At 70.3% G+C, this 22,713-nt stretch carries 19 protein-coding genes; 10 read left to right on the forward strand and 9 right to left on the reverse strand.

Features of this window, described 5'->3' with window-relative positions; all coding sequences use genetic code 11:
* Positions 1 to 23: 23 nt before the first annotated feature.
* From G6G98_RS02675 to G6G98_RS02685, 3 genes are read left to right on the forward strand one after another with little or no spacing between them, the layout of a single operon-like run.
* Entirely contained in the window at positions 24 to 371 is a 348-nt protein-coding gene (locus G6G98_RS02675; RefSeq protein WP_067351705.1) for a metallopeptidase family protein, read from the forward strand.
* Positions 368 to 664: an ATP-dependent Clp protease adapter ClpS gene (gene clpS / locus G6G98_RS02680; RefSeq protein WP_067353697.1), complete on the forward strand. Its 297-nt coding sequence runs from the start codon at positions 368 to 370 to the stop codon at positions 662 to 664. Before G6G98_RS02675 ends, clpS begins: the two co-directional genes overlap by 4 nt.
* Entirely contained in the window at positions 661 to 1,152 is a 492-nt protein-coding gene (locus G6G98_RS02685) for a DUF2017 family protein (protein ID WP_164233727.1), read from the forward strand. Before clpS ends, G6G98_RS02685 begins: the two co-directional genes overlap by 4 nt.
* A 12-nt stretch (positions 1,153 to 1,164) precedes the next feature.
* Here the strand turns inward: G6G98_RS02685 and G6G98_RS02690 are convergent, their stop codons facing one another.
* The 6 genes from G6G98_RS02690 to gatC all read right to left on the reverse strand — a co-directional run bounded on the left by G6G98_RS02690 (position 1,165) and on the right by gatC (position 6,821).
* Positions 1,165 to 1,746 (reverse strand): hypothetical protein, encoded by a 582-nt coding sequence (locus tag G6G98_RS02690; RefSeq protein WP_164233726.1) that lies wholly within the window; start codon positions 1,744 to 1,746, stop codon positions 1,165 to 1,167.
* Positions 1,730 to 2,047: a hypothetical protein gene (locus tag G6G98_RS02695; RefSeq protein ID WP_067353693.1), complete on the reverse strand. Its 318-nt coding sequence runs from the start codon at positions 2,045 to 2,047 to the stop codon at positions 1,730 to 1,732. Before G6G98_RS02695 ends, G6G98_RS02690 begins: the two co-directional genes overlap by 17 nt.
* A 35-nt stretch (positions 2,048 to 2,082) precedes the next feature.
* A complete protein-coding gene (locus G6G98_RS02700) occupies positions 2,083 to 3,342 on the reverse strand; it encodes a DNA polymerase IV (RefSeq protein ID WP_164233725.1) in 1,260 nt (419 codons plus the stop codon).
* A 151-nt stretch (positions 3,343 to 3,493) separates the two neighbouring features.
* Positions 3,494 to 5,008, reverse strand: a complete 1,515-nt coding sequence (gatB, locus tag G6G98_RS02705; RefSeq protein WP_067351695.1) for an Asp-tRNA(Asn)/Glu-tRNA(Gln) amidotransferase subunit GatB — start codon at positions 5,006 to 5,008, stop codon at positions 3,494 to 3,496.
* Positions 5,008 to 6,525, reverse strand: a complete 1,518-nt coding sequence (gene gatA / locus G6G98_RS02710) for an Asp-tRNA(Asn)/Glu-tRNA(Gln) amidotransferase subunit GatA (protein WP_164233724.1) — start codon at positions 6,523 to 6,525, stop codon at positions 5,008 to 5,010. The genes gatB and gatA overlap by 1 nt, the downstream gene beginning before the upstream one ends.
* Positions 6,522 to 6,821: an Asp-tRNA(Asn)/Glu-tRNA(Gln) amidotransferase subunit GatC gene (gene gatC / locus G6G98_RS02715; RefSeq protein ID WP_067351689.1), complete on the reverse strand. Its 300-nt coding sequence runs from the start codon at positions 6,819 to 6,821 to the stop codon at positions 6,522 to 6,524. The genes gatA and gatC overlap by 4 nt, the downstream gene beginning before the upstream one ends.
* 67 nt (positions 6,822 to 6,888) lie before the next feature.
* Between gatC and G6G98_RS02720 the strand changes: the two genes are divergently transcribed.
* The 4 genes from G6G98_RS02720 (at position 6,889) to G6G98_RS02735 (ending at position 11,421) form a co-directional block, all read left to right on the forward strand.
* The gene (locus G6G98_RS02720; protein WP_164233723.1) at positions 6,889 to 8,589 is read left to right on the forward strand and encodes a long-chain-fatty-acid--CoA ligase; all 1,701 of its coding nucleotides are present in this window, start codon (positions 6,889 to 6,891) and stop codon (positions 8,587 to 8,589) included.
* A gap of 47 nt (positions 8,590 to 8,636) precedes the next feature.
* Entirely contained in the window at positions 8,637 to 10,475 is a 1,839-nt protein-coding gene (locus G6G98_RS02725; protein WP_067351682.1) for a DEAD/DEAH box helicase, read from the forward strand.
* Between the two features lie 111 nt (positions 10,476 to 10,586).
* Positions 10,587 to 11,129, forward strand: coding sequence for a GNAT family N-acetyltransferase (locus G6G98_RS02730; RefSeq protein WP_067351677.1), 543 nt, complete (start codon positions 10,587 to 10,589; stop codon positions 11,127 to 11,129).
* A 10-nt stretch (positions 11,130 to 11,139) separates the two neighbouring features.
* Positions 11,140 to 11,421 carry an acylphosphatase gene (locus G6G98_RS02735; protein ID WP_067351674.1) on the forward strand — a complete coding sequence of 94 codons (282 nt, stop codon included), beginning with the start codon at positions 11,140 to 11,142 and terminating at the stop codon, positions 11,419 to 11,421.
* Positions 11,422 to 11,515: 94 nt separating this feature from the next.
* Here G6G98_RS02735 and ligA read toward each other — a convergent pair whose 3' ends face one another.
* Genes ligA through G6G98_RS02750 form a run of 3 tightly spaced genes read right to left on the reverse strand, consistent with a single transcriptional unit; the run spans position 11,516 to position 16,157 of the window.
* Complete coding sequence (ligA, locus tag G6G98_RS02740) at positions 11,516 to 13,834, reverse strand: NAD-dependent DNA ligase LigA (RefSeq protein WP_067351671.1); 2,319 nt, start codon at positions 13,832 to 13,834, stop codon at positions 11,516 to 11,518.
* Positions 13,835 to 13,873: 39 nt separating this feature from the next.
* Positions 13,874 to 14,971, reverse strand: coding sequence for a tRNA 2-thiouridine(34) synthase MnmA (mnmA, locus tag G6G98_RS02745; RefSeq protein ID WP_084788270.1), 1,098 nt, complete (start codon positions 14,969 to 14,971; stop codon positions 13,874 to 13,876).
* Positions 14,972 to 14,981: 10 nt separating this feature from the next.
* Positions 14,982 to 16,157 (reverse strand): cysteine desulfurase family protein, encoded by a 1,176-nt coding sequence (locus tag G6G98_RS02750; protein ID WP_067351662.1) that lies wholly within the window; start codon positions 16,155 to 16,157, stop codon positions 14,982 to 14,984.
* 91 nt (positions 16,158 to 16,248) lie between these two features.
* Between G6G98_RS02750 and glgX the strand changes: the two genes are divergently transcribed.
* The 3 genes from glgX (at position 16,249) to glgB (ending at position 22,660) form a co-directional block, all read left to right on the forward strand.
* The gene (gene glgX / locus G6G98_RS02755; protein ID WP_067351659.1) at positions 16,249 to 18,321 is read left to right on the forward strand and encodes a glycogen debranching protein GlgX; all 2,073 of its coding nucleotides are present in this window, start codon (positions 16,249 to 16,251) and stop codon (positions 18,319 to 18,321) included.
* A 65-nt stretch (positions 18,322 to 18,386) separates the two neighbouring features.
* Positions 18,387 to 20,459 (forward strand): alpha-1,4-glucan--maltose-1-phosphate maltosyltransferase, encoded by a 2,073-nt coding sequence (locus tag G6G98_RS02760; RefSeq protein WP_084788269.1) that lies wholly within the window; start codon positions 18,387 to 18,389, stop codon positions 20,457 to 20,459.
* Positions 20,456 to 22,660 carry a 1,4-alpha-glucan branching protein GlgB gene (gene glgB / locus G6G98_RS02765; protein WP_067351654.1) on the forward strand — a complete coding sequence of 735 codons (2,205 nt, stop codon included), beginning with the start codon at positions 20,456 to 20,458 and terminating at the stop codon, positions 22,658 to 22,660. Before G6G98_RS02760 ends, glgB begins: the two co-directional genes overlap by 4 nt.
* The last annotated feature ends 53 nt before the right edge of the window (positions 22,661 to 22,713 follow it).

Below are 22,713 nucleotides of genomic sequence, written 5' to 3' on the forward strand. Positions count from 1 at the left end.
CGCCGGCAATAGGCTGGGGAACGATGGAGATGGATGCCGACGCCTTCGAGGCACTCGTGGTGGACGAGCTCGATCGACTGCCCGATGAGATGGTCGACGGACTCGACAACGTCGTCTTCGTGGTCGAGGACCGCCCCGAGGACGGCAGTCTCGACCTGTTCGGGCTCTACGACGGACTCGCCTTGACGGAGCGCGGGCAGTACGGGATGGGCGAGCTCCCCGACCGGATCATCGTGTACCGCGAACCGCATCTCGCGGCCGCCGACACGGAGGGCGAACTGCGGGACGAGGTCCACACGACGCTTGTGCACGAGATCGCGCACTTCTTCGGGATCGACGACGAGCAGCTCCACGAGCTGGGGTGGGCATGAGCACGCCGTTCGCGCATCCGGACATCCAAGAGGACACCGACCTCGCGGCGGCTCCGCTCGAGCCGTGGGAGGTCGTCGTGTGGAACGACCCCGTCAACCTGATGAGCTATGTCGTCCGCGTGTTCCGCACGTACTTCGGCTATTCGCTCGAGCGCGCCACGCAGCTCATGCTCGCCGTGCACCATGAGGGTCACGCCATCGTCGCCACCGGCCCGCGCGAGACGATGGAGGTCCACGCGCAGGCCATGCACGATTTCGGTCTCTGGGCGACCGTGCGCAAGGTCTCCGCATGACCGGCGGGAGCGTTCGCCTCCGGATGGCGGTGATCGAGGCCTCGCAGCTCGGGCGACTCGTCGACGACCTGCGCGACCTGGTCGGCGCAGAGCGTGATGTGGACGATCCGGCCGTCGCCCGGCTCACCCCGGACGCGTACCCGGGCGACGCCGGCGCCTCTCAGACGTTCCAGGAGACGACCCGGTCGGACCTGCTGGACCGGCGATCGGCCGACGCCGCCGTCGTGGCCGCAGGACTCGCGGGCCTTCGCGCCGATCTGTCGGCGATCAGCGAGCAGGAGGCGTTCGCCGAGCACGAGGTGACGATCGGCTCCGATCAGGTCGACGCGTGGCTGCGCACGCTGACTGCCCTGCGGCTCGTGATCGCCGAGCGCATCGGGATCGTCGACGAAGAGGAGAACCGCGCCGACGACGCCCGCTACGGCGTCTACGACTGGCTCGCCTACCGGCTGGAGTCGCTGGTCGAGGCCGCCGACGAGCTGCTCTGAGCGGCCCGGCGGTCAGGGGATCTCTACCGTCCTCGTCGCCAGGCTCCGCGGATCGTCACGCTCGATGTGCCGCCGCTCCTGCGCCGCCCACCGCTCCCAGTGCGGTCGATAGGTGTCGCCGTCGCGCGCGAGGGCCCTCACCTTGCGGACGCTCTCCGCCGATTCGACCCAGATCCGCACGTCCGCGAGCGCCGCCGTCGCCGGAGTGAGGATGCCGCTGCCCTCGACGATCACGCCGAGCGCCGGATCGACGGCATGGCTCTCCGCCTCGGTGCTCCGTTCCCAGTCCCACCGCCGCCATGTTCCGAGCAGCCCTCGACCGTGGGGCCGGAGGATCCATTCCAGTGCCCGGTCCACGCCGGCATCCAGCCCGTCCCAGCCGGGATAGAGGGAGTCCAGGGCGATGAGCTGCGGCCGCCCTGAGACCGGCCACGCCGCCGCGACACGGCGTGCGAGAGAGCTCTTGCCCGCTCCGCTGCAGCCGTCGATGAGGACGACGGGGTTCGCTGCGGCGAGGGCGCGGATGTCCTCGGTGATCAGGCTCGCAGCGCGCCCGAGGGCCGCCGCGATCGGATCGTCACTTCTTGAGCGCACGGATGACGCGCGAGAGGGCCCGGCCGGCGATCCAGACGAACGGGGCCGCCACCACGAGCAGCGTGACGATGTTCGGCTCGAACCTCAGCCCCTCCTCGCGACGCACGTACACGCCGAGCGGCACGGCGATGCCGCCCCCGGTTCCGCCCTCGCCGCCTTCGGCGTTGCCGCCGGCGAAGCCGCTGAGGGTGAGCGCCACCGGCGTGATGCTGACGCCGTCGACGTCCTGCGGCTCTCCGTACGCGCTCTTCACCCCGAACGAGGCGGCCTGCTTCCCGAGTTCCAGTGCGATGTTCGGCATGAACACCACGCTAGCCGACGAACACCTCGGCCGCGTCACCTCTCGACGCCGTGCGCCTTCGGATGCTGTGCAGCCCCGCGGCCGTCTTCGCGGCCCAGATGCCGGGCCCTCGTGATCGTGGCGGAGCCGAAGCGGGCTCGCGCGTCGTCCATGGCGCCCTCGACCCTGCGCCAGTCCTCGTCGTCGTCCCAGAGCCCCGGCGCACCGCCACCGGCAGGACGCAGCTTCTCGGCGCGCACGCCGACCAGACGGATGGGATCGTGCCGGTCGATCTGCTCGAAGAGCGCCTGTGCGGCTTCGCCGATGCGCTGCCCGACCGCCGTCGGCTCGGAGAGCGTCTGCGAGCGGCTGAGGGTGCGGAAGTCGTCGAAGCGGATCTTGATGGCGACCGTCGACGTCTCCCACTGCGCCCGCCGCAACCGCGCGGCGACCCGGTCGGCGAGCCGCAGGAGCTCGGCGCGGAGGAAGACGCGGTCGGTGATGTCTTCGTCGAAGGTCTCCTCGTGGCCGACGCTCTTCTCGACGCGATCCGTCTCGACGGCCCTGGCGTCCTCCCCGCGGGCGAGCTGGGCGAGACGGGCGCTGAGAGCCGGCCCGACGGCGCGGTCGAGCATCTCGGCAGACGTCGCCCTGATGTCCCGGATCGTGCGGATGCCCCGAGCTTCGAGCGCCTCGGCGGCCTTCGGACCGACACCCCACATCGCCCGCACCGGCCGGGACGCGAGGAAGTCCAGCGTGTCCGCCTCGGCGACGATGAGCATCCCGTCGGGCTTGGCGAGCGTGGAGGCCATCTTCGCGACGTGCTTCGTGGCGGCCACGCCGACGCTGCAGGTGATGCCGACCTCCGCGCTGACCCGTTCCCGCACCAGCTGGGCGATCCGTCCGGGACTCCCCCACAGCCGGCGCACCCCGCGCACGTCGAGGAACGCCTCGTCCACCGACAGCGGCTCGACGAGCGGAGTGAACGACTCGAAGATCGCCATCACGTCGCGCGAGACCTCCTGGTACCGGTGGAAGTGCGGCGGGACGATGCGGGCGTTCGGGCACAGCCTCAGCGCCTGCCCGACCGGCATGGCGGCGCGAACGCCGAAGCGGCGAGCCTCGTACGACGCGCTGGCGACGACAGACCGACCGTCGGGTGCGCCGATGATCAGCGGAAGACCCCGCAGGCTCGGGTCGTCGAGCACCTCGACGGCCGCGTAGAAGGCGTCCATGTCGACGTGCAGGATGCGGGTGCCGGTGTCATCGGCGCCGGCGGGCGAGACGACGCGCCCTCTGCCGTCACCGTGTCCCATACGACCATTGTCCCCCGGACGTCGGACACGCGGTCTCACCGACGCGGTCGTCACGATGCGCCGAGACCCCGTGCAGCCGTCGAGACCCCCTGCTGCAGGCGGCGGCAGCGAGAGGTTTCGACGAGAGCACGGGGTCTCGACGGAGAGGGTGCTACTGCGCGGCGCGCTCCAGCACGAGCTCGCGGACGCGGGCGGCGTCAGCCTGGCCCTTCATGGCCTTCATCACGGCGCCGATGACGGCGCCGGCTGCCTGGACCTTTCCGTCCTTGATCTTGGCCAGCACGTCGGGCTGGGCAGCGAGGGCCTCGTCGATCGCGGCGATCAGGGCGCCGTCATCCGACACCACGGCCAGGCCGCGCGTGTCGACGACCTCCTGCGGGGTGCCCTCGCCGGCGATGACGCCCTCGAGCACCTGGCGCGCCAGCTTGTCGGTGAGGGTCCCGGCATCGACGAGCTGCTGCAGGGCGGCGACGTTCTCCGGGCTGATCAGCTCGGCGGCATCCTTCTCCTGCTGGTTCGCGAGTCGCGTGATCTCGCCCGTCCACCACTTGCGCGCGGACGCGGGCGCCGCGCCGGCGGCGATCGTCGCCTCGACGACGTCGAGCAGCCCGCCGTTGCGCACGTCCTGGAACTCGAGGTCGGTGAAGCCCCACTCCGCCATCAGGCGACGGCGGCGGGCGACCGGCTGCTCAGGCAGCGCGGCGCGGAGCTCCTCGACCAGCTCGCGGCTCGGCTCGACGGGGAGCAGATCGGGCTCGGGGAAGTAGCGGTAGTCGTCGGCATCCGACTTCGGACGCCCCGGCGAGGTGGTGCCGGTGTCCTCGTGCCAGTGCCGGGTCTCCTGCGTGATGGTGCCGCCGTCGGCGAGGATCTGCGCCTGGCGCTGGATCTCGTAGCGGACGGCGCGCTCGACGGAGCGCATCGAGTTGACGTTCTTCGTCTCGGTGCGGGTGCCCAGCTTCTCCTCGCCACGGCGACGGAGGGACACGTTCGCATCGCAGCGCAGGTTGCCGCGCTCCAGGCGCGCCTCGGAGATGCCCAGGCTGCGCACGATGTCCCGGATGGTCTGCACGTACGCCTTGGCGACCTCGGGAGCGCGGTGCTCGGTGCCGAAGATCGTCTTGGTGACGATCTCGACGAGCGGAACCCCGGCGCGGTTGTAATCCACGAGCGAATACTCGGCACCCTGGATGCGACCCGTCGAGCCGCCCATGTGTGTGAGCTTTCCGGCGTCCTCCTCCATGTGCGCGCGCTCGATCGGCACCTGCACGAGAGTGCCGTCCTCGAGCTCGACCTCGACCGAGCCCTCGAAGGCGATCGGCTCGTCGTACTGGGAGATCTGGTAGTTCTTGCCGAGATCCGGGTAGAAGTAGTTCTTCCGCGCGAACCGGCTCGACTCGGCGATCGAGCAGCCGAGAGCCAGGCCCAGGCTGATCGACGAGCGGATCGCCGTCTCGTTCACGACCGGCAGCGAACCGGGCAGGCCGAGGTCCACCGGGGCGATGAGCGTGTTCGGCTCAGCCGCGTGGTAGGCCTCGTTCGCCGGGTTCGGCGCGTCCGAGAACATCTTCGTGTTGGTGTTGAGCTCGACGTGCACCTCGAAGCCGAGAACCGGCTCGAACAGCTCGAGCGCCTTGTCGAAGTCCATGAGCTTGGCGGCGGCCATCAGCGGGTCCCTCCCACGAGCTGGGGCGCGCGGGTGAGCAACGGGGCTCCCCACGAGTCGAGCAGCACGGCCTCCAGCGCCGCGCCCACCTGGTACAGACGGGCATCCTCCCGGGCCGGGGCGATGAACTGGATGCCGACCGGCAGGCCGTCCTCCTCGGCGAGGCCGCTGGGGATGGAGATGCCGGGGACGCCGGCGAGGTTCACCGGGATCGTCGTGATGTCGTTGAGGTACATCTGCAGCGGGTCGTCGAGCTTCTCACCGAGCTTGAACGCCGTGGTCGGCGCCGACGGGGTGGCGATGACGTCGACCTCGGCGAACGCGTTCGCGAAGTCCTGCTGGATGAGCGTGCGGACCTTCTGCGCGCTGCCGTAGTAGGCGTCGTAGTAGCCGGCGGACAGCGCGTAGGTGCCGAGGATGATGCGGCGCTTGACCTCGTCGCCGAAGCCGGCGTCGCGGGTCGCCGACATGACGTCCTCGACGGTGGCGCCGCCCTCCGGGGTGACCCGCATGCCGAAGCGCACGGAGTCGAACTTCGCGAGGTTGCTCGACGCCTCCGCCGGCAGGATCAGATAGTAGGCGGCGACGCCGTACTCGAAGTGCGGAGCGCCGATCTCGACGATCTCCGCGCCCTGTGCCTCCATCTGCGCGAGCGCGCTGCGGAAGGACGCCGCCACGCCGGGCTGGAAGCCGCTGTCGGGCAGCTCGCGGATGACGCCGACCTTCAGGCCCTTCAGCACGTCTCCGCGTGCGCCCTCACGGGCTGCTGCGGCGAAGGACGGCCACGTGTCGGTGAGCGAGGTGGAGTCCTTCGGGTCGTGACCGCCGATGGCGTCGTGCAGCAGCGCCGAGTCGAGCACGGTGCGGGACACGGGGCCGACCTGGTCGAGGCTCGAGGCGAGTGCGATCGCACCGTAGCGGCTGACGCCGCCGTAGGTCGGCTTCACGCCGACGGTGCCGGTGACGTGCGCGGGCTGGCGGATGGAGCCGCCGGTGTCCGAGCCGAGCGCGATGGGGGCCTCGAAGGCGGCCACGGCGGCCGCCGAGCCGCCCCCGGAGCCGCCCGGGATCCGGTCCAGGTCCCACGGGTTGCGGGTCGGACCGTACGCCGAGTGCTCCGTGGAGGAGCCCATGGCGAACTCGTCCATGTTGGTCTTGCCGAGCGGGATGAGACCCGCGGCGCGCGAGCGAGCCACGACCGTCGCGTCGTACGGAGAGCGGTAGCCCTCGAGGATGCGGGAGCCGCTCGTCGTGGGCTGGTCGGTGGTGACCAAGACGTCCTTGATGGCGAGGGGCACGCCGGCGATCGGGCCGAGCTGCTCCCCCGCGGCGCGGCGGGCATCGATGTCGGCGGCGGCCGCGATGGCGCCCTCGTTGACGTGCAGGAAGGCGTGCACGTCGCCGTCCACGGCGGCGATGCGGTCGAGGTGCGCCTGCGTCGCCTCGACACTGGAGATCTCGCGCGTCGCGAGCTTCTCGGCGAGCTCGGCGGCGTTCAGGCGGATGATGTCGCTCACTGCTCTTCTCCCAGGATCGCGGTGACGCGGAACCGGCCGTCCGCCTGGTCCGGCGCGTTCTGGAGCACCTGCTCGTGCGTGAGCGTCTGTCCGACCACATCGGGTCGGAAGACGTTGCTCAGCGGGATCGGGTGGCTCGTGGCGGCGATGTCGGCGGTCGCGACCTCGGACACCTTGGCGATGTTGTCGACGATGGCGTCGAGCTGGCCCGTGAGCCGCGTCACCTCGTCGTCGTTCAGCTGGATGCGCGCGAGCACGCCGAGATGGCGCACAAGATCAGGGGTGATTTCAGACACGCCCCAAGTCTAGTTGCCGCGTCCGCGGCTCCCGTGCCGGTCGCGGAGGCCCGCATATGCTGGGCGAGTGAGCACGTTCCAGCCCCCTCGTCCGTGGGTCGCCAGCTACGCCGCCGGTGTCCCCGAGGACCTCGCACCCGTCTCCGGATCCCTGATCGACATCGTGGCGGCATCCGCCCGCGATTATCCGGATGCTCCGGCCCTGCAGTTCTTCGGCCGGGAGACGACCTACGCGCGGCTCCAGGACGCGATCGATCGCGCGGCCACCGGGCTCCGCGACCTCGGCGTCCGTGCGGGCGACCCGGTCGCGATCGTGCTTCCCAACTGCCCGCAGCACATCGTCGCGTTCTACGCGGTGCTGCGCCTCGGTGCCGTCGTGGTCGAGCACAACCCGCTCTACACGCCGCGCGAGCTGCGCAAGCAGTTCGAGGACCACGGAGCGAAGCACGCCATCGTGTGGAACAAGGTCGTCTCCACCGTGCAGGAGTTCCCCGTGGATCTCGCCGTGACGAACCTCGTCTCGGTCGACGTGACGCGGGCGATGCCCTTCCTCACCCGGGTCGCCCTGCGGCTGCCGGTCGAGAAGGCGAGGGAGTCGCGCGCGGCACTGACGGAGAAGGTCCGCGGGACGATCCCCTGGGAGTCGCTCGTCGGTTCCGCGCCGCTCCCGCCGTCGCATCCGAAGCCCGCCACGGACGACCTCGCGATCATCCAGTACACCTCCGGCACGACCGGCACGCCGAAGGGCGCCTCACTCACGCATCGGAACCTGCTCGCGAACGCCGCGCAGGCGCAGGCCTGGGTGCCGTCCATCCAGCGCGGCAAGGGCTGCGTGGTCTACGCGGTGCTGCCGATGTTCCACGCCTACGGACTCACGCTGTGCCTCACCTTCGCGATGTCGATGGGTGCACGACTCGTGCTGTTCCCGAAGTTCGACCCTGACCTGGTGCTCGACGTCGTCGAGAAGCATCCGGCGACGTTCCTGCCTCTGGTGCCTCCGATCGCCGACCGCCTGCTCGCCGCTGCGAAGACGAAGGGCGTCTCCCTCGACGGCATCGAGGTGGCGATCTCCGGAGCGATGGCTCTGCCGCACGAGCTCGTGGTCCCCTTCGAGGAGGCCACTCACGGCTACCTCGTCGAGGGCTACGGCCTCAGCGAGTGCTCCCCCGTGCTCATGGCGAACCCGGTCGCCGGCAACCGCGTGCCCGGCACGGTCGGACTTCCGCTTCCGGGGACCGAGTGCCGTGTGATCGATCCGGAGAACCCGACCGTCGACGTGCCTGCGGGATCCGCCGGTGAACTGGTCGTCCGCGGTCCTCAGGTGTTCTCCGGCTACTACGGCAAGCCCGAGGAGACGGAGGCGGTCTTCGCCGACGGGTGGTTCCGCACGGGTGACATCGTCACGATCGACGAGGGCGGCTTCGTCCGCATCGTCGACCGCATCAAGGAGCTCATCATCACCGGCGGGTTCAACGTCGCGCCGACCGAGGTCGAGAACGCCCTGCGCCAGCATCCGCAGGTGTCGGATGCCGCCGTCGTCGGCCTCCCGAGCGAGCACTCCGGCGAGGAGGTCGTCGCGGCGATCGTCGTCGACAGCGGCGAGGAGGTGGACGTCGAGGCGATCCGCGAGTTCGCGCGCGGCATCCTCACCCCGTACAAGGTGCCGCGCCGGGTCTTCGTCGTCGACGAGCTGCCGAAGTCCCTCATCGGGAAGGTGCTCCGCCGCCAGGTCAAGGAGAGGCTCGTCGCCCTCACCGGCGGCGCCTGAGGGCACCCTCCCAGGCGCGGAATCACGCCGCACGCTACCCTTGGTCAGTGACTGAAGAAGACGCTGTGCCCACCGACGCCCCCTCGACCCCCGGATTCGAGGCGCTCGGGATCACCGGGCCGGTCCTCAAAGCCATCAAGGATCTCGGCTACGAGACTCCCTCGCCCATCCAGGCCGCGACGATCCCGACGCTCCTGGCCGGCCGCGACGTCGTCGGCATGGCGCAGACCGGCACCGGCAAGACCGCGGCGTTCGCTCTGCCGGTCCTCGAGCGTCTCGATGTCGCCCAGAAGAGCCCGCAGGCCCTCGTCCTCGCCCCGACCCGCGAGCTCGCGCTCCAGGTCTGCGAGGCCTTCGAGGCGTACGCGACGAAGATGAAGGGCGTGCACGTCCTCCCCGTCTACGGCGGCCAGGGCTACGGCGTCCAGCTGTCCGCGCTCCGCCGCGGCGTGCACGTGATCGTCGGCACGCCGGGCCGCATCATGGACCACCTCGCCAAGGGCACTCTCGACCTGTCCGAGCTGCAGTACCTCGTGCTCGACGAGGCCGACGAGATGCTGAAGATGGGCTTCGCGGAGGATGTCGAGCAGATCCTCGCGCAGACCCCCGAGGAGAAGCAGGTCGCGCTGTTCTCGGCGACGATGCCGCCGCAGATCCGCAGGCTCGCCCAGCAGTACCTTCGCGATCCCGAAGAGATCACGATCAAGTCCAAGACGGCGACGAACACGAACATCACCCAGCGCTACCTCGTCGTCTCGTACGCGCAGAAGGTCGACGCCCTCACCCGCATCCTCGAGGTCGAGAACTTTGACGGCATGATCGTGTTCGTCCGCACGAAGAACGAGACCGAGACGCTCGCCGAGAAGCTCCGCGCCCGCGGCTACTCCGCCGCCGCGATCAACGGCGACGTCCCGCAGGTGCAGCGCGAGCGGAGCGTGAACCAGCTCAAGGACGGCAAGCTCGACATCCTCGTCGCCACCGACGTCGCCGCCCGCGGCCTGGACGTCGAGCGGATCAGCCACGTCGTCAACTTCGACATCCCCACGGACACCGAGTCGTACGTGCACCGCATCGGCCGAACCGGACGCGCGGGCCGCACCGGCGACGCGATCAGCTTCATCACCCCGCGGGAGCGGTACCTGCTGAAGTCGATCGAGAAGGCCACGCGGCAGCAGCCGACCCAGATGCAGCTGCCGAGCACGGAGGACGTGAACACGACCCGTCTGGCGCGCTTCGACGATGCGATCACCAGCGCGCTCGGCGAGGCGGAGCGGATCGAGAAGTTCCGCGACATCATCGCCCACTACGTGCGCAACCACGACGTACCCGAGGCCGACGTCGCCGCAGCGCTGGCCGTCGTCGCCCAGGGCGACACCCCGCTGCTCCTCGACCCCGCCGACGACCCGCTCGCGAAGGCCGTCGAGAACGACAACCGCCCGCCGCGCGAGCGCACGACCCGTGAGCCGCGCGAGCCGCGCACCGAGCGCCGGGGCCGCGGCGACTACGCTGCGTACCGCATCGAGGTCGGACGCCGGCATCGCGTCGAGCCGCGGCAGATCGTCGGCGCCCTGGCGAACGAGGGCGGCCTCGGCCGCGACGACTTCGGCGCGATCAACATCCGCCCGGACTTCTCGATCGTCGAGCTGCCCGCGAATCTCGACGCCGCCGTGCTCGAGAAGCTGCGTGACACCCGCATCTCCGGCAGGCTCATCGAGATCAAGCCGGACCGCGGCCCGCGCGGCGGCGGCGCACGTCGCGACGGCGACCGGGATGCCGGCGGCCGCTACGAGCGCCGCGACCGGCCTTCGTACGGCTCACGCGACGACCGCCCCTCCCGGGGCGATCGCGATGACAAGCCCTTCCGCAAGCCGCGGCACAAGGGCTGATCCGCCTTCTGACATGTCCTCGGATGCCGCGGCCGGCGCGCCGCGGCATCCGAGGATCCGCTGGCGTGTCATCGGCCGGCTCCGAAGGCGTGCGCGCGCTAGCGTGGTCGGATGCTGAACATCAGATGGGCGACGGTCGCCGATGCGCGCGGCGTGGCCGTCGTGCACGTGGACGCCTGGCGCGCTGCCTATGCGGGACTCATCGACCAGGCCGTGCTCGACGCTCAGAGCGTCGAGAAGCGCACCGCGATGTGGGGAACCTGGATCGAGAAGTCCCTGGCCGGCGAATCCACGGACGCCTACGGTCCGGTGCCGCACCGGCTGCTCGTCGCCGAGTCGGACGGTCGCATCGTCGGCTGGGCGGGTTTCGGCGGAGGCCGGGACGCGGAGACAACGCATCTGGGCGAGCTCGCCGGACTGTACGCGCATCCCTCGGCCTGGTCGCAGGGCGTCGGTCACGCATTGCTGACGCGCGTGGAGGACGAGCTCCGCGCCGAGGGCTGGACGGCCGCGTACCTCTGGGTGCTGCACGGCAACGAACGCGCGATCCGGTTCTACGAGTCCCACGGCTGGGCGGCTGATGGCGGCGAGAAGTTCGGCGAGGGCGGGAGCGTGCAGGGCCTGCACGAGCTGCGCCACGTGCGCGAGCTGTGAGCGGCGAGTCATGACATCGACGCGCGTGCGCATCACCGGCGTCGTCCAGGGAGTCGGGTTCCGCTGGTTCACCCGCGCGCACGCGGAGGCGCGCGGTGTCTCGGGCTGGGTGCGCAACCGCCGCGACGGATCGGTCGAGGCCGAGCTTCACGGTGCGGCGGAGGACGTGGAAGCCGTCCTCCGCCTGCTTCGGACGGGACCCCCGAATGCGGCCGTGAGCCGGATTGATTCCGAGGATCTCCCCCCGTCCGACTCGCCTCCGACAGGATTCGAGATTCGCGCGAGCGAATGACGGTCACGGTCCCGTGACCGGGTCGGCCACGTCATCGCCCTGACGGCGAGGTCGCCTGCCCAGAACGGACGGACATGCTGTCGCGTCGTGCCGGTCAGGCGTCCAGCGCCTCCGGTCCGTCCGTGACGAGGATGTGGAACTGCGCCGCGTCCAGGATGCGGATGCCGAGCTCCTCGGCCTTCGCGAGCTTCGAGCCCGCCCCGGGGCCCGCCGCGACGAAGTCGGTCTTCTTCGAGACGCTCGACGCCGCCTTGCCACCGGCCTTGATGATCGCCTCCTGCGCGCCGTCCCTCGTGTAGCCGTCGAGGGAGCCGGTCGCCACGACGGTGAGGCCGTCGAGCACTCCGCCCTCGACGACGGCGGCCCCCGGACCGGGGTGCCCCGGCGTCGACCACTGCACTCCGGCCTCAGCCCACCGGCGCACGATCTCCTGGTGCCAGTCGACCTCGAACCAGTCCAGCAGCGAATCGGCGATGATGCCGCCCACGCCCTCGACGGCCGCGAGCTCGTCCCGCGAAGCCGCTCGGATCGCATCCAGTGACCCGAACCACTGCGCCAGGGCGCGCGCCGCCACCGGGCCGACATGACGGATGTTCAAGGAGACCAGAAGCCGCCAGAGCTCCTTGGTCTTCGCCTTCTCCAGCTCGGCGAGCAGCGTCAGCGCCTGCGACGAAGGCTGCGGCCCCTCGAGACCCGCCTTCCTCTCCGCCGCCGTGGGGTTGCGGCGGAACGGCGCCCGCATCTTGGCGATGCCGTCCTCATCCTCCCTGGGCAGTCCGGTCTCAGCGTCCTTCACCACCAGTTCGATCGGCACCAGCTGCTCGAGGGTCAATGCGAACAGGCCGGCCTCGGTCTCCAGGGGCGGGATCGCCGGGGAGGTCGGCTGGGTGAGCGCTGCGGCGGTGACCTCGCCGAGGGCCTCCACGTCGAGGGCGCCTCTCGACCCGATGTGCTCGACCCGGCCGCGCACCTGTGCGGGGCAGGACCGCGCGTTCGGGCAGCGCAGATCGATGTCACCCTCCTTCATCGGGCGCAGCGGCGTCCCGCACTCCGGGCAGCCGACCGGCATGACGAACTCGCGCTCCGTCCCGTCGCGCTTCTCCACGACCGGTCCCAGCACCTCCGGGATGACATCGCCGGCCTTGCGCAGCACGACGGTGTCGCCGATCAGCACGCCCTTGGCCTTGACCACGTCCTTGTTGTGCAGGGTCGCCTGCCGGACCACGGATCCGGCGACGTGCGCCGGCGCCATCACGGCGAACGGCGTCGCCCGCCCTGTGCGTCCGACGGAGACGACGATGTCGAGCAGCTTCGTCTGCACCTCCTCGGGCGGGTACTTGTAGGCGATCGCCCAGCGCGGCGCCCGGCTGGTCATGCCCAGCTCATCGTGCAGCGCAAGCTCGTCGACCTTGACCACGATGCCGTCGAGTTCGTGCTCGATGTCGTGCCGGTGCTCTCCGTAGTGCTCGACGAATCCGACGACGCCGTCGATGGTGGCGCAGACTCTCGTGTGCGGGCTCGTCGGAAGGCCCCAGCCGGCGAGCAGCTCGTAGACCTCGCTCTGCGCGGCCACGGGCGGGTCGTCCCATGCGCCGATGCCGTGCACATACATGGAGAGAGACTCGATGCGCAGCAGGCCGGCCTCGAGCTCGAGACCGTCCTTCTTGTCGATCTGCTGCCTCAGGCCGCCGCTGGCCGCGTTCCGGGGGTTGGCGAACGCGGGGAAGCGGCGTGCGGCGGCCGCACGGGCCTTCTCCTCGTCGAAGGGCTTCTTCGCCCCCGGGCGGGCTTCCCAGCGGGCGAGGGCGTCGGCATACGCGCGGTCGCGGAAGGCCGCCTGCGCAGCGTTCAGCCGCTCGAAAGCGGCGACCGGGATGAACACCTCGCCGCGCACCTCGACGATCGGCGGATGCCCCTCGCCGGCGAGCCGCTGCGGTATCTCCGGGAGACGCAGCGCATTCTCCGTGACGATCTCGCCGACGCGACCGTCTCCGCGGGTGGCAGCCGAGGTGAGCCGGCCGTTCTCGTAGCGCAAGCTGATCGCGAGACCGTCGATCTTCAGCTCCGTGAGCCACGCCACGTCGCGGCCTGCCGCGGCACGGGTCTTGGCCGCCCACTCGCGGAGCTCCTCGATCGAGAAGACGTTGTCGAGGCTGAGCATCCGCTCGGCGTGCTCGATCGTGGCGAGTCCTGTCGCCTGGGCGGCGCCCACCATCTGCGTCGGCGAGTCCTGCCCCTGCAGCTCGGGGTGCAGGCGCTCGAGCTCCTCGAGGCGCCGCATCCAGCCGTCGTAGGTGGCGTCGTCGACGACGGAGGTGTCGCGTCCGTAGTACGCGTCCTTCGCCTCGAGGATGAGCGTGGTCAGCTCTTCGGCTTCGATTCGGGCGGCTTCGAGCGAGATGTCGTCAGGCACCCCGACAGTCTACGAGCGGGGGCCGACACGCCACGGCGTCTAGGCGTCGACCGGTACCGCCGACACCGTCCGGTCGATCGTGAACTGGCCCAGCACCCTGGTGCCGACATAGAGCACTGCCGTCTGGCCCGGGGCGACACCGTCCAGCGGCGCGTCCGGGACGACCCGGACGCCGTCGGACGTCACGAAGGCCTGCGCGGCGACCGGCTCGGCATGAGCGCGGATCTGCACATCGCAGGAGAAGGCGCTCTCGGCCGGCGGCGCGCCGGCCCAGCTGAACCGCTCCCCCGAGATCTCGCCGATCGCGAGGGCCTCCTTCGGGCCGACGACGACCGTGTTCGACACCGGACGCACTTCGAGGACGAACCGCGGCTTGCCGTCGGCGGCGGGGACACCGAGCTTCAGGCCGCGACGCTGCCCCACTGTGAACGCGTGCGCTCCCTCATGCGAGCCGACCACGGCACCGCTGCGGTCGACGATGTCCCCGGTCGCCGTCCCCACCTTCTCCGCGAGCCAGCCGCGCGTGTCACCGTCGGGGATGAAGCAGATGTCGTGGCTGTCCGGCTTCTGCGCGACGCTGAGACCCCGCCTCTCGGCCTCCGCGCGGACGACCGCCTTCGAAGGGGTCGTCCCCAGCGGGAAGTACGTGTGCGCCAGCTGCTCCGCGGTCAGTACGCCGAGCACGTACGACTGATCCTTCGCGTTGTCGGCGGCGCGGTGCAGCTCCAGCCCCACGGCGGTGGGGACGAGGGTCGCGTAGTGACCGGTGCACACGGCGTCGAAGCCGAGCTCCAGGGCGCGCTCGAGGAGAGCCGCGAACTTGATCTTCTCGTTGCAGCGCATGCACGGGTTCGGAGTGCGCCCGGCCTGGTACTCGGAGACGAAATCCGCGATCACATCGTCTCGGAAGCGCTCTGAGAAGTCCCAGACGTAGAAAGGGATGCCGAGCACGTCCGCCGCACGCCGCGCATCCAGCGCGTCCTCGATCGTGCAGCAGCCGCGGCTGCCTGTCCGCAGCGTGCCTCCGGCGCGGGAGAGCGCGAGGTGGACGCCGACGACGTCGTGCCCCGCCTCCACGGCCCTGGCTGCCGCGACGGCGGAGTCCACTCCGCCGCTCATCGCCGCAAGAATCCGCATGGTCCCCAGTCTACGAGGGCGCGCCTGTGCCGGCCCCGGATGCGCGGGCGAACGCATCGCCGATCACGGCGAGCACGGCGTCGACATCCGCAGCGGTGGACGTACGGCCCAGGGAGAAGCGGAGAACGCTCCGGGCGTCCTGCTCGCTCCGGCCCATCGCCATCACCACATGAGACGGCTCCGCCACCCCCGCCTGGCACGCCGACCCGGTGGAGGCGGCGATGCCGGCGACGTCCAGCAGGAAGAGCAGGCTCTCCCCCACCGCACCCGGGAACAGCAGGTGCGCGTTGCCGGGGAGACGGCGCACGGGGTCGCCGAGCAGCTCCGCCGACGGCACGCGCTCGCGGATGCCGTCGATGAGGCGATCGCGCAGCTCCCGCAGCCGTGCGCTCTCGGCCTCCCGCTCCCCCTCGGCGAGTTCCAGCGCGGTCGCGAAGGCCGCAGCACCCGGTACGTCCTGTGTGCCCGCGCGAAGCCCGCGCTGCTGGGCACCGCCGCGGAGCAGCGGCGCGATCCGCGCGGATCGCGCGACGACGAGAGCGCCGACGCCGACCGGGGCGCCGATCTTGTGACCGGCGACGCTCATCGCGACGAGGCCGCCGCTCGAGGGTGCCTCGCCGCGCAGGGCACGGAACGACAGCGGCAGATGACCGAGCGCGGCCACCGCGTCGAGGTGCAGCGGCGTCGCGGCTTCTGCCGCCGCCGCGGCGAGCGATGCCGCGTCGTTCACCGTCCCCGACTCGTTGTTGGCGATGAGCGCGGTCGCAAGGGCGGCACCCGGCAGCTGTGCGGCGAACGCCGCCGGACGGATACCGGCCGACGACGAGACCGCCACCCGGCGGAGTACCGCGCCGTCGGCGACGAGCGACTCCACCGTGTCCACGGTCGCGTGGTGCTCGGCGTCGGGGAGCACGACGGCATCTGCGCCTTCCGGACGCCCCCGCCACAGGCCCTGCAGCGCGAGGTTGATCGACTCGGTGCCGCCGGAGGTGAGCACGACTTCGATGGGGTCGCAGTCGAGCACGGCGGCGATGCGCTCGCGCGACTCCTCCAGGAGGCGGCGCGCATCCTGCCCTGCGCCGTGCGTCGACGACGCGTTCCCGACCGTCTCCGACGCCGCGATCCAGGCCGCGCGCGCCTCGGGTCGAAGGGGCGTCGTCGCCGCGTGATCGAGGTAGTGCCGCATCCCTCTACTCTCCCCTACTTCGGGGCGAGTGGCACATGGAACTGAGTGCGCATTGACCTGGGACCGGGGTGCGGACCTCTAATGTGTACTCATGCCCGATATCCGAGACTTCACCGTGCCCGGCGGTACAGCGCTCGACGACCTCGGCGTCCGTCTCCACGACGGCGTCGGAACCCTCCGCGTCTGGTCCCAGCATGCCTCCTCCGTCGAGCTCGTCATCTTCGATGCGACCGACCTCGACTGGGTCACCGACTCGGCGCCGCTCATGCGGCGTCCCGGCGGCGTCTGGGAGGTCACGACGGACCTGCTCCAGCCCGGCACGCGCTATGCGATCCGGGTCGGCGGACCGCACGGACCGGGGAACACGTTCAACCCGGAGACCCTTCTCCTCGATCCGTACGCGCGCGGACTCGCGCAGGGCGACGGGTACGAGGAGTGGCGGTCGGTCGTGATCGTGGACGGGTTCGACTGGGGCGACTCCCGCAAGCCTCGGACGCCGCTCGACCGCACGGTGATCTACGAGGGCCACCTGAAGGGGCTCACCAAGCGTCATCCCGACGTGCCCCCTGCGCTGCACGGCACGTACGCGGGCCTCGCGCATCCCGCGATGATCGACTACTTCCGCGGTCTCGGCATCACCGCCGTCGAGCTCCTTCCCGTGCACGCGTTCGTCCCCGAGCCGCGGCTGCTCCAGCTCGGGCTGACGAACTACTGGGGCTACAACACCCTCAACTTCTTCACTCCGCACACGGCGTACGCCACGGAGGCCGCCCGCAAGGGCGGACCGGAGGCGGTTCTCGCCGAGTTCAAGGGCATGGTCCGGCTGCTGCACGAGGCGGGTCTCGAGGTCATCCTCGACGTCGTCTACAACCACACCGCCGAGGAGGGCATCGGCGGTCCCCGCTGGAGCCTGCGCGGCATCGACAACGCCTCGTACTACCGGCAGGACGCCTCCGGCGCGTACATCGACACGACGGGGTGCGGCAACACCCTGAACACGTCGACGGATGCCGGAGCGCGTCTCGTGCTCGACTCGCTGCGCTACTGGGCCGAGGACATGCAGATCGACGGCTTCCGCTTCGACCTCGCGACGGCCATCGCCCGTGACGCGGCGCACACGTTCACCCCGGAGCATCCCCTCATCACCGCGATCTCGAACGACCCGGTGCTCAAGGAGACGAAGCTCATCGCCGAGCCGTGGGATGTCGGCCTCGGCGGCTGGCAGACCGGGAACTTCCCGTCCGGATGGCACGAGTGGAACGACCGCTACCGGGATCGGGTCCGCAACTTCTGGCTCAGCGACGTCGACTACGCCCGGCGCGCATCCGCACCCGTGGGCGTCGGCGGCTTCGCGACCCGGCTCGCCGGGTCGTCCAACACGTTCTCCGAGGAGCGCGGACCGCTGGCCAGCATCAACTTCGTCACCGCGCACGACGGGTTCACGATGCACGACCTCGTCTCGTACGACGTCAAGCACAACGAGTCCAACGGCGAGCACAACCGGGACGGCGCGGACATGAACCGCTCGTTCAACCACGGGATCGAGGGGCCGACCGACGACCCGTCGATCCTCGCGGCGCGACGCAAGGCGATGCGGAACCTCCTGGGCACTCTCCTGCTCTCCGCCGGCATCCCGATGCTCACGGCCGGGGACGAGGTCGGACGCACGCAGCGCGGCAACAACAACGCGTACGCGCAGGACTCGGCGATGACCTGGCTGGCCTGGGACGAGGAGCCCTGGCAGGAGGACCTGCGCGCCCACGTCACGCGGCTGATCCGCCTCCGCGCGGAGAACCCGGCGCTGCGGCCGAGCCGGTACGCGCGCCTCGGCGAGCACATCCCCAACGCCTCCGTCATGGACTGGTTCGACCAGAACGGCGAGACGATGGAGAGCGAGCAGTGGACCGACCCCGGCAACCGCACCCTCCAGTACGTCGCGGCCTCCACCCCCGACAAGGAGGACTTCAACCGCATCCTCCTCATCGTGCACGGCACGGAGTCGCCGATCGACGTCCGCCTGCCGGAGGAGCTCGAGGGGGCGACGCGCTTCGTGTCGCTCTGGTCGAGCGCGGAGGAGCGTCCGTCGGAGGCGGAGGAGATCTTCGCGCCGGGCGATGTGCTGCCGATCCCCGGCACCTCGATGAGGCTGTTCCGGGTCGAATGAGATCGCGGGCGACGCGCCCTGTCATGTCGCTACCCGCGGTCCAGCCGTAGCGGTACATTCAGGGTGTGGCAGCACGTACGAGCACCAGGCCCGCGGCTCTCCGGAGCCCTTCCCAGATCCCGCTGCGCCCGTTCGGCGCCGCCTCTCTCGATGAGAGCCTCCGCACTCCGCGGATACCGCTCGTCGGCGGCACGCCGTCGGTGCCCGGCGGCTTCCCGCCCAAGGCGTTCGTCGGCGAGGTGGTCCCGTTCAGCGTCGTCTCCTTCCGCGAGGGGCACGACATCATCGGCGTCCAGCTGAGGCTCTCCTCCCCCGACGGCGAGGAGAGCCTGCATCGCCTGCGTCCCCTGAAGGACGGCACCGATCGCTGGGCCGGAGAGGTCGCCCTCGACGTCCAGGGATCGTGGTCCTTCCGCTTCGAGGCCTTCTCCGACGACTTCGCCACCTGGGCGCACGCCGCGGAACTCAAGGTCGCCGCGGGCGTGGACGTCGCCGTCATGGCCGCTCTCGGCGCCGAGCTGCTCACCCGAGCGGCCGCCGAGAAGGACCGTCCGGCCGCACAGCGCAAGCGCCTCACCGCCCTCGCCGCATCCCTCGGCGACGGCGATGCCGCCACCACGCTCGCCCTCTCCACCGATACCGAGCTGGCGCAGATCTTCGCGGACCGGCCGCTCACGTCGCTGCGCTCCGCCACCGCCCCGCACACCCTCCTCGTCGAGCGCGAGGCCGCCGGGGTCGGCGCCTGGTACGAGTTCTTCCCCCGCTCCGAGGGCGCCAAGCGCCTCAAGGACGGCAGCATCAAGACCGGCACCTTCCGCACGGCGGCCAAGCGCCTCCCCGGCGTCGCCGCCATGGGATTCGACGTCATCTACCTCGTGCCGATCCACCCGATCGGCACGACGAACCGCAAGGGCCGCAACAACACGCTCACCGCCGAACCGGGAGATCCCGGCTCTCCCTACGCCATCGGCTCGGCGGAAGGCGGCCACGACGCCATCCACCCCGATCTCGGCAAGCCCGCGGACTTCCGCGCCTTCGTCCGGGCAGCGCAGAAGGAGGGACTGGAGGTCGCACTCGACCTCGCCCTGCAGGCGTCCCCCGACCACCCCTGGGTCGCGGAGCATCCGGAGTGGTTCACCACGCTCCCCGACGGCACGATCGCCTATGCGGAGAACCCGCCGAAGAAGTACCAGGACATCTACCCCCTGAACTTCGACAACGACCCCGAAGGCATCTATCAGGAGATGCTGCGCGTCGTGATGCACTGGGTGGGCCAGGGCGTGAAGATCTTCCGGGTCGACAACCCGCACACAAAGCCCCTGCAGTTCTGGGAGTGGCTCATCGCGACGGTCAACGCTTCTGACCCCGACGTGATCTTCCTCGCCGAGGCCTTCACGAGGCCCGCGGTGATGCGGGCCCTCGCCGCCGTCGGATTCCAGCAGAGCTACAGCTACTTCACGTGGCGGAACACCAAGGCGGAGCTCGAGGAGTTCCTCACCACGGTCTCGCAGGAGACCAGCGACTACATGCGTCCGAACCTCTTCGTGAACACCCACGACATCCTCACCGAGTACCTGCAGTTCGGCGGAAGGGCCGCGTACAGGATCCGGGCGTGCATCGCCGCGACCGCAGCGCCCGTATACGGCGTGTACGCCGGTTACGAGCTGTTCGAGAACGTCGCGCGACCGGGCTCCGAGGAGAACATCGACAACGAGAAGTACGAGTACAAGGTGCGCGACTGGGAGGGCGCCGAAGCTCGCGGTGACTCCCTCGCCCCGCTGCTGCGCACGCTGAACGCGATCAGGGCTGCGCACCCGGCGCTGCGCCAGCTGCGGAACCTCTCGGTGCACTGGAGCGACGACGACGCCGTGCTCGTATACAGCAAGCACCTGGACGCCGCGTTCACGGGGACGGGCGAGCCCGACACGGTCATCGTCGTCGCCAACGTCGATCCGCACTCCGTCCGCGAGACCACGGTCCATCTGGACACGACCGTCTGGGGCATCGCCCCCGGCGAGAGCTTCGAGGTCGAAGACCTCATCACCGGTGCTGTCTGGACCTGGACAGACCACAACTACGTGCGACTCGACGCCTTCTCGGAGCCGGTGCACATCCTGAAGGTGAGGAAGCGAGCATGAGCTACGTGGAAGACGTGACGGCATCCGCCGACTGGGCTGCGGTGGCAGCGGCCTCGCACCACGACCCGCACTCGGTGCTCGGCGCGCATCCCTTCAAGGACGCTGCTGACCGCACCGTGACGGTCATCCGCGCGCGCCGTCCTCTCGCGGCATCCGTCGAGGCCGTGTTCGGAGACGACAGCCGGCTCGAGCTCGAACACGTCGCGCACGGGATCTGGGAGGGCCAGCACGACGGCTCACCGGTGCCCTACCGCATCGCGACCTCCTACGACGAGGGCGGCGAGAGCATCTCCGGCGACCCGTACCGCCACCTGCCGACACTCGGTGACATCGACCTGCACCTCATCGCCGAGGGCCGGCACGAACAGCTGTGGCGGGTGCTCGGCGCGCACCCGCGCGCGCTCCAGGGCGACACCGGGGTCGCCTTCTCCGTCTGGGCGCCGAACGCCACCGCCGTGCGCGTGGTCGGCGACCACAACGAGTGGAACGGCGAGAGCCATGCGATGCGCTCCATGGGCGTCAGCGGCATCTGGGAGCTGTTCATCCCCGACCTCGAGCCCGGCGCCAAGTACAAGTACGAGATCCGCACCCGCGCCGGCGACTGGATCCTCAAGGCCGACCCGATGGCTCAGGCCGCGCAGGTCCCTCCGGAGACGGCCTCGGTGGTCACCTCCTCGTCGTACACCTGGTCGGACGGCGCATGGATGACGCGACGCGCGGCGACGCACGCCGTCGCGCAGCCGCTCTCCATCTACGAGGTGCACCTCGGTTCATGGCGCGGCGGACTCGGCTACCGGGACGCCGCCGAACCGCTCATCGCGCACGTGACCGAGGCCGGGTTCACCCACGTCGAGTTCATGCCCCTCGCCGAGCATCCCTTCGGCGGCTCCTGGGGCTATCAGGTCAGCGGCTACTACGCTCCGACCAGCCGTTTCGGCAGCCCAGACGATCTCCGCTACCTCATCGACCGCCTGCACCGCGCCGGCATCGGCGTCATCATGGACTGGGTCCCGGGGCATTTCCCGAAGGACGCGTTCGCGCTCGCACGGTTCGACGGCCAGGCGCTCTACGAGCACCCCGATCCGCGACGCGGCGAGCATCAGGACTGGGGCACCCTGATCTTCGACTACGGCCGCCCCGAGGTCCGCGGCTTCCTCGTCGCGAACGCCCTCTACTGGCTGAACGAGTTCCATGTCGACGGGCTGCGAGTGGATGCCGTCGCCTCCATGCTCTACCTCGACTATTCGCGCAAGGACGGCGAATGGGAGCCGAACGTCCATGGCGGGCGTGAGAACCTCGAGGCCATCCGCTTCCTGCAGGAGGTCAACGCGACCGCGTATCGTCTGCACCCGGGCATCCTGATGATCGCCGAGGAGTCGACGGCGTTCCCCGGGGTCACCGCGCCGACCGACCACGCGGGACTCGGGTTCGGTTTCAAATGGAACATGGGGTGGATGAACGACTCCCTGCAGTACATCGAGCGTGACCCGATGTACCGCTCGCACCACGAGGGCGAGATGACGTTCTCCTTCGTGTACGCGTTCGGGGAGAACTACCTGCTGCCCATCAGTCATGACGAGGTCGTGCACGGCAAGGGCAGTCTCCTCGCGAAGATGCCTGGCGATCACTGGCACAAGCTGGCGAACATGCGGGCCTACCTCGCGTACATGTGGGGACACCCCGGCAAGAAGCTGCTCTTCATGGGGCAGGAGTTCGGCCAGCTCGCGGAGTGGTCCGAGTCCCGAGAGCTGGACTGGTGGCTGCTCGATCAGCCCTCGCACGCTCAGCTGCAGGGCTTCGTCGGCGCCCTCAACCGCACCTACCGGGCGCAGGCCCCGCTGTGGGAGCGGGACAACGACGGCTCCTCCTTCTCCCGTCTCGGAGCGCCCAGCTGGGATCCGACGGTCATCGCCTTCGAGCGTCGTGACGCTCACGGGGGCCGGCTGGTCGTCGTGAGCAACTTCGCCGGCGTCGAACACGGCGGCTACCGTCTCGAGCTGCCGCGCGAGGGCGTCTGGAACGAGATCCTGAACTCGGATGCCGCCGACTTCGGCGGCCGCGGATCGGGCAACTTCGGCCTGGTGGTCGCGCGGGCCGAGGACGGCGGTCGCCCGGTCGCCACGATCACCCTGCCGGCGCTGTCGACCATCTGGCTCCGCTACCAGGGAGAGCCGCACGTGCCGACCGTGAACCACGGCTGAACGGACGAGGGGCTCCCGCGCGACGGATCGCCGTGCGGGAGCCCCTCGTCGTC

The organism is Microbacterium hydrocarbonoxydans (assembly GCF_011752045.1).
Classification (GTDB): Bacteria; Actinomycetota; Actinomycetes; order Actinomycetales; family Microbacteriaceae; genus Microbacterium.